The following is a 12,121-nucleotide window of genomic DNA, read 5'->3' as shown; positions in this document are numbered from 1 at the left end:
GCTACGAGCGCAAAGCCAGCCACTTCCTCGCCTTCACCAGCATCGCCTGCACCCTCATCTGCTACCGCCGCCTCACCAAATGAGACGGCTTGTAAAACGAGGGCGTCCGCACCACGATCGGCTGTGATCATCACGACGGGCAACTCGTCTGGGCTCTCCACCCGCTCATGATGCGCAAGCAGCGACTCTGAGGACGCGGCGGGACGGTGATCGACACCACCTCGGGGAGCATGCCTGGCACGCCAGATCGCCTGTACGGCTACCAAGCAAGGAAGGCGCTGGCCCCGGAGACGCACCTGATGACTCATCAGTAAAGTCAGCAAAAGGTCAGCATCCAGCTGACCAGACCTGCTCACACACGAGCACACCGTAGAAGCACACCCCGCCGGCTGCGCCACCGAGAGAGGGTGCGAAACCATCCCTCCCGGTGGCACGCCGAAAGTCGGAGGCACGGCCGAGCGAGCCTGCTTCGGACATCGGCCGTGAGGAGAAAACCCCAGGTCAGCGCACCCTGCCCCGCGACTTGAGCGGGGTCGGCGGGACCTCCGGCGCAGGCAGCCGGCCCCCGTCGTAGCCCTTGACCTCGCCGAAGCGGGTGGTGGACATCCAGTCCTCGCGGGCCTTGCGGATCTCCTCGTCCGTGCGGCCCACGAAGTTCCACCACATGACGATCTCCTCCTCGAACGGCTCACCGCCCAGGAGCATCAGACCGGCGTCGGATGTGGCGCGCAGGGGCAGTTCCGTGCGGCCGCAGCCGAGGTAGAGCATCGAGCCCGGCAGGACCGGTACGCCGTCTACGTGGGCCTCGCCCGACATCGAGAGGACCGCGTACTCGAAGTCGGGTTCGAGGGGGAGGTTCACCTCGGCGCCCGCCGCCAGGGCCAGGTCCGCGCCGACCAGCGGGCTGTAGATGGTGCCGGGGGACGTCGCGCCGTCGAGTTCGCCGAGGATCACCGTGGCCGTGAGGCCCGGAGCGGTGACCTGCGGAAGGGCCGCGTGGTGCTGGAAGTGCGGCTCGACGTGGCGGTGGGCGTCCGGGAGGGCGACCCAGAGCTGGGCGCCGTGCAGGAAGCGGGCGTGGGGCCGGGGGCTCTCCTCGGAGTGGGAGATGGCCCGGCCCGAGGTCATCAGACCCAGCTCGCGCGGCCGGATGGTCTGGAGGCTGCCGGTGCTGTCACGGTGCAGCACCTCACCGTCGTGCAGCCAGCTGACCGTCTGAAGCCCCATGTGCGGGTGCGGCGGCACCTGCATACCGGGCTCGTCCGCGATGTCGTCAGGCCCGTAGTGATCGACGAAGGCCCACGCCCCCACCATGCGGCGGCCGAGGTTGGGCAGCAGACGGCGAACCTCGGTGGACTCGCCCAGTTGGACCCGGCGGGGGCTCAGGAGTTCCCGTACCGGCTCGGCGACGACGAAGCCGCGGCCGCCGCAGACGTTGAGGGTGGCCTGACGATCAAGATTGCTCATGGCGCTCAACCTATTCCTGTCCGGGCACGGAGCGGGTGTGCCCACGCGAAAATGATAGTGGAATGTTCAACCATCCTGTCGTGTTGACGACGGTGCCGCCCTCACGGGGTGGGCAGAGCGAGAAGCCGGTGGAGGAGATCCAATGAGCGAGACGTACTACGAGTTCGGTACGGCCGCCGAGCGCTGGGACCGCGCGCAGCTGTTCTTCGAGGCGAAGGAGTACCTCACCGCCGCGCGCATCCTGCGTGGTCTGGTCTCCGAGCACCCGGAGCAGACGGCCCAGCGCCTGCTGCTGGCCCGCGCCTACTACCACTCGGCCCAGCTCTCCCGCGCCGAGACCGAGCTCCGCGCCGTACTGGAGCGGGACCCGGTGGAGCACTACGCCCGGCTCATGCTCGGGCGCACGCTGGAGCGGCAGGGACGGGCCGCCGACGCGGCGCCGCACCTGCGGCTCGCCGCCGCGATGGCCGGGGACCTGCCGGAGTGACCCTCGGGGGCGGACGCGGGGCCCCGCGCCGCCCCTGAGCCGCGAGGGCGTCCTCCCGGTGAAGGACCGGCGGGGCAGCCGTACGGGCGCGACTCCGGCGAGCCGGGCGACGCCCCTGCCGAAACCACCGCCGGGCTTCGGTAGGGTCGGGCCGGGAGGTTCGAACCGTGCGCGCGGAACGGCTGGAACGCAGCGGCATGCGAGCGGGAGGTGCCCTGGCGCACCTGCTGCTCGTCGTCGTGCTCGCGCTCGGCGTCTTCGTGATGCACTCGGTGGGCCATCCGGCGGGGTCCTCGGACGGTGGTGCGACCGGGACGGCACAGCATGGGTCTGCCGCCGGGGTGCACGAGCCTCCCTCAGACGAGCCCGAGTCGTCGCCCGCTTCGTCGCACGACTCCGGTATGACGATGGACATGACCACGCTCTGCGTGGCCGTCCTCAGCGTCTGGCTGCTCGCCGGGCTCGTCCGGGCGGCGCTCGGCCGCCGTCGCGACCATCCCGCCCGGATCATCGCCGGGTTCTCACCGGGCCTCGGGCCGAACGCCCCGCCGCCCCGGCCTCCCGACCTCACTGAGCTGTCCGTCCTGCGGATTTAGGCCGAACGCCACCGCGGGCGCCTCGGGCCGCCCGCAGACGCGTCCCTACAGCCTTCCCGCGCGTACGCACGGGCGTACGCCGCACAGACAGCACACGAGGTGTGACACAGATGCGTGCCCTGACGAACCCCGCCGCCCGGAAGCTCGCCCTCATCGGCGCCGCGACCGCTGCCGGCCTCCTGCTCTCCGCCTGTGGCGCCGACGGCCCTGCGTCGAGCGGGACGGATCACGGGGGCAAGACCTCCGCCGCCGCGCCCTCCGCTCCCGCCACGGCCGACGCGTCCGGTGACTTCAACGACGCCGACGTGGCGTTCGCCCAGATGATGATCCCGCACCACGAGCAGGCCCTGGAGATGGCGAAGCTGGCCGACGGCCGGGCCGAGGACCCCGAGATCAAGAAGCTCGTCGTCCAGATCGAGAAGGCGCAGGACCCCGAGATCCAGAAGATGAAGTCCTGGCTCAAGCAGTGGGGCAAGCCCGAGTCCGCCGGTCACGACGGTCACGACGGCGGCCACGAGATGTCCGGGATGATGTCCGACCAGGACATGAAGGACCTGGCGGCCGCCAAGGGCAAGGCGTTCGACAAGAAGTTCGCCGAGCTGATGATCGCCCACCACGACGGCGCGGTCGAGATGGCCAGGACGGAACAGAAGGACGGCCGTAACGAGTCGGCGAAGAAGCTGGCCGACGACGTGGTCCGTACGCAGTCCGCCGAGGTCACCCAGCTGCGGACGATCCTCGGACGGCTCTGACCCATGCCCCGGGGCGGCCCCTCACCGTGAGGGGCCGCCCCGGGGACGGGGGCGTCAGGCGCCCGGCCGTGTGCTGACGGTCTCGCCACCCACCACGACGGTTTCGGCCACCGTGCCCAGGATCTCCTCAGGGTCGACGCGCAGGATGTCGCGGGAGAGGATCACGAAATCGGCGAGCTTGCCGACGGTCAGCGAACCCCGGTCGTTCTCCAGGAAGTTGGCGTAGGCCGAGCCCATCGTGTAGCCCTCGACGGCCGTGGCGACGTCGATCGTCTCCTGCGGCGTCCAGGGCTCCCCGCCGCCCGTCAGCGGGCGGCGGGTGACGGCGGTGTAGATGCCGACCATGGGGTCCATCTCCGCCACGTTCCAGTCGCTGGAGAGGGCCAGCACGGCTCCGGCGGTGTGCAGGCTGCGCAACGGCCATGCCTTGTGCCAGCGTTCGGGGCCGATGCTCTCGGCCCAGTCCTGGCCGGGTCCCGCGATGTCGGGCGCGGCGTGGCGGGGCTGCATGCAGGCGACGACACCGAGTTCGGCGAAGCGCGGCGTGTCGGCGGGGTCGAGGCATTCCACGTGGACGATCTGGTGCCGGGCGTCCCGGGGGCCGTTCACGGCCCGGGCGCGGGCGACGGCGTCGAGGACCGTACGGATGCCGCGGTCGCCGGTGGCGTGGACGAAGCACTGGAAGCCTCGGGCGTCGAGCCGGGTGAGCAGCTCGGCGAACTCCTCCGCCGGGTAGAAGGTGTCGCCGCGGTGACGGCCGCAGCCGGCGTACGGTTCCAGGAGCGCCGCCGTACGGGGTTCGACGACGTCGTCGATGTAGAGCTTGAGCGGGCCCACGTTCAGCCGGTCGTCGTCGTACTTCCTTGCCGCGGCGGCGAATTCGTCGAGGTCGGTCTCGGTCGTTCCGCGAGGGTGGAAGAGGGCGGCGACGATACGGGAGCGGAGCCGGCCCTCGGCGCGGGCCCGCTCGAAGAGGGCCAGGTCGTCGAGGGAGTTCTGCGGTTCGACGACCGTGGTGATGCCATAACCGATGGCGTCGTCCAGGCTCTTGGCGAGGCGTCCGTACTGCCGGTCGGGCGCGGCCCACGGCACGCCGAGCTCGCGCAGGGCGCGGTGGCCGTCGCGCGACAGGCCCTTGACGGCGAAGTCCCGTACGAATCCGGTGGGTTCGCCGGTGACCGGATCGGTGACGGCCTCGCCGAACGGCAGGCTGGTGCGGTCCCGGTGGACGCCGAGCCGGCGCAGGGCGGCGGTGTTGAGCCAGGCGGTGTGCACGTCATAGCTGAGGACGAGCGCCGGGGTGTCTTTGGTGACCGGGTCGAGGTCGGCGGCGGTGGGCATCCGGCCACCGGGGATGGCGGAGTAGTCGAACGCCTCGGCCTCGATCCACGCGGCGCCGGGGTGCGAGGCCCGCCAGGAGGTGATCCGCTGGTGGATGGCGTCGAGGGTGCGGGCTCCTGCGAGCTGGACGCAGGCGCCGTCGGAACCGAGGCGTACATGGTTGTGGGCGTCGATGAAGCCGGGCAGGACGAGCCGGCCGCCGGCGTCCAGGATCCGGGTCTCGGCACCGGTCCACGCGGCGGCGTCGGCGTCGGCACCGACCCAGACGATCCGTCCGTCGCGCACGGCCAGCGCCTCGGCCTCGGGCAGATCGGGGTCGACGGTGTGGATCCGGGCGTGGGTGAGAACGAGATCGGCGGGCGTGGGCTGGGTGACGGGGATGTGCATGAGAACGAACTCCATGTGCCGCGGGGGGCACCTTGAGGGGCTTGCGAGGGCTTACGGGCCACAGGGGCTTACGGGCGGGCGAAGGCGCCTTACGGATGGGCCGAGGAGCCTTACGGATGGGCCGGAGAGCCTTACGGATGGGCCGAAGAGCCTTCCGGGTGGGCGGGCGCGACCGTGCGACGCGCCATGAGCAGGTACACGAGCGCGGAGACGACCGCGCCGAGGAGCGTGAGGTCGGCCCCGCCGAGCGGTGCGACGAGTGGGCCGGTCCACAGCTCGGAGTCGCAGGTGAGCGCGGCGAAGAGGATGCCGGCGAGCAGGGCCGTCATTCCGGCGGGGTGCCAGCCCGCGCGGTACCAGTACGCCCCTCGCGCACCGGCGTGCAGCGCCTCGGAGTCGTAGGCGCAGCGACGCAGCACCATGTCGGCGAGGAAGACACCGCCCCAGGGGGCGAAGACGATGATCAGGAGGGAGAGGAAGGAGAGCAGCGAGGTGGTGAAGTCGGTGAGGAACAGGGCGCCGAGGGAGCCGAGTGCGGTGACAGCGGCACTGATCACGATGGCGCGGGCTCGGCTCCAGGGGATGCCGAGGACCTGGAGGTTCAGGCTGGAGGAGTAGAGCGTGATGATCGAGTTGGTGACCGAACCGCCGAGGACGAGGGCGAGGAAGAGCGGCTGGAACCAGCCCGGGAGCAGCCCTTCGGCCCCGGCGACCGCGTCCGTCATGTCGGTCTGGGTCGCGGCGGCGACCCCGGCGACGCCGAGGACGACGGAGGAGAGGAATCCGCCGAGGGCGCCGCTCCAGGTGAGGGCCTTCAGGGAGGTGGAGCGCGGCAGATAGCGGGTGTAGTCGGCGGGCATGGGGACGTACGAGAAGGGGCCGGCGAGCATGACGACGAAGGCGAGGCTCCAGCCGGCGGCGCCGGGCCCGGCGGCCGGCGCGGCCGTGTCGGCGCCGGGCAGGACGAAGACCAGCAGGGCGGCGAAACCGATGGCGAGGGCGTAGGCCATCCAGCGTTCGGCGAACTGGACGGTGGCGTGTCCCCACAGGGCGACGGCGAAGGTCATCGTCAGCGTGACCGCGAGCGCGACGGCGCGGGCGGCATCGCCGCCGCCCCAGCCCAGGTCGGCGAAGAACGCCTCCAGGGCGAGGGTGCCGACGACCGTGTTGACGATGGTGTAGCCGATGCTGACGACCCAGTTGAGTAGCCCGGCGGGCCAGTTTCCCCGCACACCGAAGGCGGCGCGGGAGATGACGAGGGTCGCCGTGCCGGTACGGACCCCGCTGAGTCCGGCGGCGCTGATGGCGAAGAAGAAGAGTCCGCCGATGACGACGACGGCGGTGGCCTGCCAGAAGGAGAGGCCGAAGGCGACGGCGAGGGCGCCGTTGATCACGTAGGTGAAGGTGAGGTTCGAGCCGAACCAGAGCCAGAAGAGGTCCTTGGCGCTGCCGTGCCGTTCGGTGTCGGGGATGGGGTCGATGCCGTGACCCTCGACCTGGAAGACCTCGTCACGACCGACGGCGGCCGCTCTTCCCTCTGGTGCCATGTCCACTCCCATACCCGCCCCCACATGCACGCAGATCATCTTGAATGCCGTTCTAGAAGTTAGAACGGCATTCAAGATGTGGGAGACAGGCCCGCCTCGTCAAGACCTCGGGGACCTGCGGTTAGAGTCGTGACCGTCAGGACGGGGCGGCGGAGGCGGATCGGGTGGCAGGGGCAGCACGACGGCGTGACGGGCACATCGCCCAGGAGCGCATGCTCGAGGAGGCCATGGCGGCCATCGCCGAGGACGGCCTGGCGGCGCTCACCATGTCGGCGCTCGCCGAACGCCTGGGCACGAGCGGCGGCCACATCCTGTACTACTTCGGCAGCAAGGACCTGCTGCTGCTGGCCGCGCTGCGCTGGAGCGAGACGGCGCTCGCCGAGGAGCGCCGCGCGCTCCTGTCCCGCCGGCTGACGGCGGAGCGCAAGCTGGACCTCTTCCTGCGCCTGTATCTCCCGCGCGGACCGCGCGATCCGCGCTGGACGCTCTGGATCGAACTCTGGGCCCGCACTCCCGCCAACGAGTCCCTCCGCGAGGCCCAGCGCGATCTGGACCGGGGCTGGCAGGAGGACCTGGAGGCGCTGCTCACCAAGGGAGTGTCACAGCGGCGCTTCGCTGCGATGGATGCCGCCGAGGTGACCGAGCGCGCTTCCGAACTCCTCGCGCTCCTCGACGGGTTGAGCACACGGGTCGTCCTCGGCCAGGACCAGGGGCGGGACGCCCGCCCGGCGCTGGAGGCGGCGAGGGCGGCGGTCGAACGGCTGATCCCGCGAGCCCACTGAGCTCGTTCAGCTCGTTCAGCTCCTTGAACTCGTCGAACTCGTTGAGCTCTTGAACCCGTTCAGCTCGCCGGATTCGCGAGCGCGGGCCGCGTTCATCCTGCCTTCGGGTCCTCCCACGGCAAGGGCTCCACGGGAGTCATGGGCCAGTCCGGGGTGCCGGGCCGGTGGCGTGACAGGTCGGCGTTCCAGAGGATCTGTTCGGCGTGGAGCGCGGGCCGTGACAGCCGGGCGATCGAGGGGTAGGAGGCGCCGATGACCTGGGCGAGGGCGAGGGTGGCCTCGGCGTCGGAGGCGGCTTCCCCAGGGTGGGCGTGCGGGATGCCGTACCACGCCGTGACCGCGTCCAGGGAGCGGCGACCGGGGCGGTAGCGGTCCGCGTGGCGGTCCAGGACGAGCGGGTCGCAGACCGGGGCCACGCCCGCCGGAAGCCGCTCGGTCAGCGGGCGCACGCCGTGGCGCAGGAGTTCGGCATGGAGCGTGGTCAGGACGTGCGGAGCGAACCAGACCACCAACAGTTCGCCCGACGCGAGGTGTTCGACGAGCAGGTCCGCCACTTCGCCGAGCGCGTCCGCCGCGGGAACCCCCTCCCTCCGCGCCCGCTCGATCGTGATGCCGTGCCCTTTGCCGGGCGCCAGGGAGAGTGGATCGGATCCAGGATCCAGGATCCAGTCCGCTGACACATCGTCACTCGTCCGTACGGACGCGGCGAGGATCCGGTCGACGGCGGCCCGGTTGCCGGTGGTCGCGATGTCCAGGGCCATGAGCCGACGGCGGTGCCAGCCGGGGTGTCCGAGCCGGGCGGGTGGCGTCGGCTCCCGTACGTGTTCGGGGTGGTAGACCTCCCAGCCGCCCGTCCGGCCGTGCCGGAGCACTCCCGAACCGGCGGCGACCACGGCTCCGCACACCGCGCACGGCCCGTCGTAGTCGTTGACGAGGCCACCCGGCCCCGCACCCGACCCGGCACCCGCACCCGCCGTGGCACCCTCCCCCGACCCGGGGCTCATGACGTCCCGGCGCCGTCGCGATACGCCTCGAGCAGCCTCAACCAGGCCTCGCTCAGCGTCGGATACGCCGGAACCGCGTGCCAGAGGCGGGCGATCGGGACCTCTCCCGCCACGGCGACGGTCGCCGAGTGGAGCAGCTCCCCGATGCCCGGGCCGACGAGGGTGAGACCGAGGACGATCTCGCGTTCGAGATCGACGACCATACGGGCGTGGCCGCGGTAGCCGTCCGCGTACAGACCGGCGCCCGCGACGCCGGAGAGGTCGAGGTCGACGGCGCGTACCCGGTGTCCGGCACGCTGGGCCTCCGCCAGGGAGAGGCCGACCGACGCGGCCTCGGGGTCGGTGAAGACGACCTGGGGCACCGCCGCGTGGTCGGCGGTGGCCGCGTGCGCGCCCCAGGGGTCTTCTTCGGGCAGGGAGTCGCCGGCGGCGCGGGCTGCGATCGCGGCGCCCGCGATCCGGGCCTGGTACTTGCCCTGATGCGTCATCAGGGCACGGCGGTTCACGTCGCCGACGGCGTAGAGCCAGTCGTGGCCGGTGACCCGGAGGCTGTCGTCCACCGAGAGCCAGGAGCCGGGCTCCAGACCGACCGTCTCCAGACCGATGTCCTCGGTGCGCGGGGCGCGGCCGGTCGCGAAGAGGACCTCGTCGCCCACCACTTGGTCACCGCCCTCCAGGACCACCGTGACCGGGCCGGTGCTTCCGTCCCGTACGACGGCGGAGACGGAGACGCCGGTACGGACGTCGGCCCCGCGCGCGGTGAGGGCTTCGGCGACGTGCTCGCCGACGAACGGCTCCATCCGGCCCAGCAGAGTCTCGCCGCGGATCAGCACCGTGACGTGCGAGCCGAGCGCCTGCCAGGCGGTGGCCATCTCCGCGGCGACCACTCCCCCGCCGACGACGACGAGCCGGTCAGGGACACGGTGGGCGCTGGTGGCCTCGCGGCTGGTCCAGGGCCTGGCGCCGGTCAGCCCGGGCAGCTCGGGCAGGACGGCGCGACTGCCGGTGCACACGGCGACGGCGTGCCGGGCGGCGAGGAGGTGGCGCTCGCCCTCGGGTGCCTCGACGGCGACCCGGCGGGCACCGGCCAGCCGTCCATGGCCGCGGAAGAGCCGCGCGCCGGTGGAGTCGAGCCAGGTGACGGCGCCGTCGTCCTTCCAGTGGGAGACGTAGTAGTCGCGGTGGGCGAGCACGGCGGCGGCGTCCAGCGGCCCTCGGACCAACTGCCGGAGGCCGGGCACCTTGCGCGCGTCGGAGCGGGCGATGGCCGGGCGCAGCAGCGCCTTGCTGGGCATGCACGCCCAGTACGAGCACTCCCCGCCGACCAGTTCGCTCTCCACCACCGCCACGCTCAGTCCGGCCGCCCTGGCCCGGTCCACCACGTTCTCGCCGACCGGCCCCGCGCCCAGGACCACCACGTCGTACTCGTGCTCCACCGCTCGTGTCATGCGCCCCAGTCTGGCGTCAGGTGTGCCGGGAGGCCACAGGGGAAGGTGCGGCGGTGCGGTCCCGGAATAGCGGGGGGCGACGCGCCGTTGTGCGGGGCGAGTCCCCAGGGGACCGTGAGGACACCATCAGGAGCCCCGGAGAGGTAGGAAGCATGAGCACCGTAGAGCTCACCAAGGAAAACTTCGACCAGATCGTGAGCGACAACGACTTCGTTCTGATCGACTTCTGGGCTTCCTGGTGCGGTCCGTGCCGCCAGTTCGCGCCGGTGTTCGAGGCCGCGTCCGAGCGTCACGAGGACCTGGTCTTCGCGAAGGTGGACACCGAGGCGCAGCAGGAGCTGGCCGCCGCGTTCGAGATCCGCTCGATTCCCACGCTGATGATCGTCCGTGACAACGTGGCCGTGTTCGCCCAGCCCGGCGCGCTGCCCGAGGCCGCGCTGGAGGACGTGATCGGTCAGGCGCGCAAGCTCGACATGGCCGAGGTACGCAAGTCCATCGAGGATGCCAAGCAGTAGGTCTCGCGCGCGAAGGGCGGTACGGGGAGCACCCGTACCGCCCTTCGCGTTGCCGCTGCTCGGTGTTCGGCGCTCGGCGTCAGCGGCTCACCGCCCGACGCTCCGTGCTCAGCGCTCCAGGACCAGCGCCAGGCCCTGGCCGACGCCGATGCAGAGCGCGGCGAGGCCCGTGCCCGATCCGGCAGCCGCGAGCTGGTGGGCCACCGAGCCGGCGAGCCGCGCGCCCGAGGCGCCCAGCGGGTGTCCGATGGCGATGGCGCCGCCGCGCGGATTGACGATCTGGGGGTCGAGTTCCGGCCACTCGGCGAGGCAGCCGAGGGACTGGGCGGCGAAGGCCTCGTTGAGCTCGAAGGTCGTCAGGTCCGCGAAGGAACGGTCCGCCTTGCCGAGCGCCCGCCGGACCGCCTCGACGGGGCCGAGGCCGAAGAGCTGCGGTTCGATTCCCGTGACGGCCGAGGCCCGGATCCGGGCGAGCGGCTCGCGGCCGGTCTCCCGCAGCCCCTCCTCGTCGACGAGGAGCAGGGCCGCGGCGCCGTCGTTGAGCGGCGAGGCGTTGCCCGCGGTGACCGTGCCGCCGTCGGTACGGAAGGACGGCTTCAGCCGGCCGAGGGCCTCCAGCGAGGTGTTGTCGCGGACGCACTCGTCACGGGCGAGGTCCACGCCGTCGTAGGGCACGACCTCACCGTCGTACAGCCCCTTCGCCCACGCCTCGGCCGCCTTCTGGTGGCTGGCCAGAGCGAAGGCGTCCTGCTGCTCGCGGGTGATGCCGTGCTTGTCGGCGACGAGCTCCGCGCCCTCGCCGAGCGAGACGGTCCACTCGGCGGGCATCCTCGGGTTGGTCATGCGCCAGCCCAGGGTCGTGGAGTGCAGCTGCTGGTGTCCCGCCGGGAAGGCGCGCTCGGGCTTCTGCAGGACCCAGGGGGCGCGGGACATCGACTCGACGCCACCCGCCACGACCACGGAGGCGTCGCCGAGCGCGATGGCGCGGGCGGCCTGGATCACGGCCTCCAGGCCGGAGCCGCAGAGGCGGTTGACGGTGACGCCGGGCACGGAGGTGGGCAGGCCGGCGAGCAGGACGGCCATGCGGGCCACGTCGCGGTTGTCCTCGCCGGCGCCGTTCGCGTCGCCGAAGTACACGTCGTCGATCCGGGCGGGGTCGAGGTCGGACACGCGGCCGACCAGCGCCTTGACGACATGGGCGGCCAGGTCGTCGGGGCGGACGGAGGAGAGGGCGCCTCCGAACTTGCCGATCGGGGTGCGGACGGCGTCGACGATGTAGACGTCGCGGATGCTCATCGGTTCTCTCCCACGTGGACCTTCGACAGGAAGTGTTCGCCAGGTGAACTTTCCTTCGGAATCGTGCGCGCCGAGTCTCTGCCGGACGGCGCCTCCTGTCAACGGTCCGGAGGAGCGATGTGTGGCGGATACAACCGCCGGTCCACCGATCCGCCGGGCGACGGGGCGACGGCGCGGGGCGCGCTCAGGAGCCCGTATCGTGCCGGATCAGCGCCGTCAGGCCGTAGTCCAGCTCACGTCCGTCGACCAGCAGGGCCTCGACCGTGCGGGTCTCCGGATCGATGTCGGCGGCCATGCCGTGGCCCTCGTAGCGCGGGTAGCCCGAGGAGCCCTGACGGCCGGTGGCCTCGACCACCGCCGAGCGGACCGCGCTGTCCTCCACGGAGGCGTCACCGCGGTCCTCCACGTGCTCGGGGACCAGGAGGATCTCGAAACGCTTCGGAACTGTGCTCATGCTTCCGACGCTAAGCGCTCGGCCGGGTCCGCGCCGGACATGTCT

At 71.7% G+C, this 12,121-nt stretch carries 12 protein-coding genes; 5 read left to right on the top strand and 7 right to left on the bottom strand.

Going from position 1 to position 12,121, the window contains the following annotated elements; genetic code table 11:
• Positions 1–501: 501 nt before the first annotated feature.
• Positions 502–1,467, bottom strand: a complete 966-nt coding sequence (locus ABZY12_RS31380; RefSeq protein WP_356896319.1) for a pirin family protein — start codon at positions 1,465–1,467, stop codon at positions 502–504.
• 142 nt (positions 1,468–1,609) lie between these two features.
• Between ABZY12_RS31380 and ABZY12_RS31375 the strand changes: the two genes are divergently transcribed.
• The 3 genes from ABZY12_RS31375 to ABZY12_RS31365 all read left to right on the top strand — a co-directional run bounded on the left by ABZY12_RS31375 (position 1,610) and on the right by ABZY12_RS31365 (position 3,302).
• Positions 1,610–1,954, top strand: a complete 345-nt coding sequence (locus tag ABZY12_RS31375) for a tetratricopeptide repeat protein (RefSeq protein ID WP_356896317.1) — start codon at positions 1,610–1,612, stop codon at positions 1,952–1,954.
• Between the two features lie 167 nt (positions 1,955–2,121).
• Positions 2,122–2,550, top strand: a complete 429-nt coding sequence (locus ABZY12_RS31370) for a DUF6153 family protein (RefSeq protein ID WP_356896315.1) — start codon at positions 2,122–2,124, stop codon at positions 2,548–2,550.
• 110 nt (positions 2,551–2,660) lie between these two features.
• Positions 2,661–3,302, top strand: coding sequence for a DUF305 domain-containing protein (locus ABZY12_RS31365; protein ID WP_356896313.1), 642 nt, complete (start codon positions 2,661–2,663; stop codon positions 3,300–3,302).
• A 54-nt stretch (positions 3,303–3,356) separates the two neighbouring features.
• Here the strand turns inward: ABZY12_RS31365 and ABZY12_RS31360 are convergent, their stop codons facing one another.
• The gene (locus ABZY12_RS31360) at positions 3,357–5,045 is read right to left on the bottom strand and encodes an amidohydrolase (protein WP_356896311.1); all 1,689 of its coding nucleotides are present in this window, start codon (positions 5,043–5,045) and stop codon (positions 3,357–3,359) included.
• Between the two features lie 116 nt (positions 5,046–5,161).
• Positions 5,162–6,577, bottom strand: coding sequence for a cytosine permease (locus ABZY12_RS31355; protein WP_356896309.1), 1,416 nt, complete (start codon positions 6,575–6,577; stop codon positions 5,162–5,164).
• Positions 6,578–6,741: 164 nt separating this feature from the next.
• Here ABZY12_RS31355 and ABZY12_RS31350 point away from each other — a divergent pair, with 164 nt between their 5' ends.
• Positions 6,742–7,359 (top strand): TetR/AcrR family transcriptional regulator, encoded by a 618-nt coding sequence (locus ABZY12_RS31350; protein ID WP_356896307.1) that lies wholly within the window; start codon positions 6,742–6,744, stop codon positions 7,357–7,359.
• A 92-nt stretch (positions 7,360–7,451) separates the two neighbouring features.
• Here ABZY12_RS31350 and ABZY12_RS31345 read toward each other — a convergent pair whose 3' ends face one another.
• The gene (locus tag ABZY12_RS31345) at positions 7,452–8,363 is read right to left on the bottom strand and encodes a 3'-5' exonuclease (RefSeq protein ID WP_356896305.1); all 912 of its coding nucleotides are present in this window, start codon (positions 8,361–8,363) and stop codon (positions 7,452–7,454) included.
• On the bottom strand, positions 8,360–9,811 hold the full coding sequence (locus tag ABZY12_RS31340; RefSeq protein ID WP_356896303.1) for an NAD(P)/FAD-dependent oxidoreductase: 1,452 nt from the start codon (positions 9,809–9,811) through the stop codon (positions 8,360–8,362). The genes ABZY12_RS31345 and ABZY12_RS31340 overlap by 4 nt, the downstream gene beginning before the upstream one ends.
• 152 nt (positions 9,812–9,963) lie before the next feature.
• Here ABZY12_RS31340 and trxA point away from each other — a divergent pair, with 152 nt between their 5' ends.
• Entirely contained in the window at positions 9,964–10,326 is a 363-nt protein-coding gene (gene trxA, locus ABZY12_RS31335) for a thioredoxin (protein ID WP_356896301.1), read from the top strand.
• A 108-nt stretch (positions 10,327–10,434) separates the two neighbouring features.
• On the opposite strand, the gene ABZY12_RS31330 is transcribed toward trxA, so the two are convergent.
• Positions 10,435–11,622: a thiolase family protein gene (locus ABZY12_RS31330; RefSeq protein ID WP_356896299.1), complete on the bottom strand. Its 1,188-nt coding sequence runs from the start codon at positions 11,620–11,622 to the stop codon at positions 10,435–10,437.
• Positions 11,623–11,806: 184 nt separating this feature from the next.
• A complete protein-coding gene (locus tag ABZY12_RS31325) occupies positions 11,807–12,076 on the bottom strand; it encodes a hypothetical protein (RefSeq protein ID WP_356896297.1) in 270 nt (89 codons plus the stop codon).
• Positions 12,077–12,121 lie beyond the last annotated feature (45 nt).

This window comes from Streptomyces sp. NPDC006551, from assembly GCF_040611675.1.
GTDB lineage: Bacteria > Actinomycetota > Actinomycetes > Streptomycetales > Streptomycetaceae > Streptomyces.
The sequence above is the reverse complement of the archived record's forward strand: the minus strand, read 5'-3'. Positions and strand labels throughout refer to the sequence as shown.

Coding starts and splice junctions, on each gene's coding strand:
- ABZY12_RS31325 (WP_356896297.1), bottom strand. CDS start 12,076: ATGAGCACAGTTCCGAAGCGTTTCGAGATCCTCCTGGTCCCCGAGCAC.
- ABZY12_RS31330 (WP_356896299.1), bottom strand. CDS start 11,622: ATGAGCATCCGCGACGTCTACATCGTCGACGCCGTCCGCACCCCGATC.
- ABZY12_RS31340 (WP_356896303.1), bottom strand. CDS start 9,811: ATGACACGAGCGGTGGAGCACGAGTACGACGTGGTGGTCCTGGGCGCG.
- ABZY12_RS31375 (WP_356896317.1), top strand. CDS start 1,610: ATGAGCGAGACGTACTACGAGTTCGGTACGGCCGCCGAGCGCTGGGAC.
- ABZY12_RS31345 (WP_356896305.1), bottom strand. CDS start 8,363: ATGAGCCCCGGGTCGGGGGAGGGTGCCACGGCGGGTGCGGGTGCCGGG.
- ABZY12_RS31360 (WP_356896311.1), bottom strand. CDS start 5,045: ATGGAGTTCGTTCTCATGCACATCCCCGTCACCCAGCCCACGCCCGCC.
- ABZY12_RS31365 (WP_356896313.1), top strand. CDS start 2,661: ATGCGTGCCCTGACGAACCCCGCCGCCCGGAAGCTCGCCCTCATCGGC.
- ABZY12_RS31355 (WP_356896309.1), bottom strand. CDS start 6,577: ATGGCACCAGAGGGAAGAGCGGCCGCCGTCGGTCGTGACGAGGTCTTC.
- trxA (WP_356896301.1), top strand. CDS start 9,964: ATGAGCACCGTAGAGCTCACCAAGGAAAACTTCGACCAGATCGTGAGC.
- ABZY12_RS31380 (WP_356896319.1), bottom strand. CDS start 1,467: ATGAGCAATCTTGATCGTCAGGCCACCCTCAACGTCTGCGGCGGCCGC.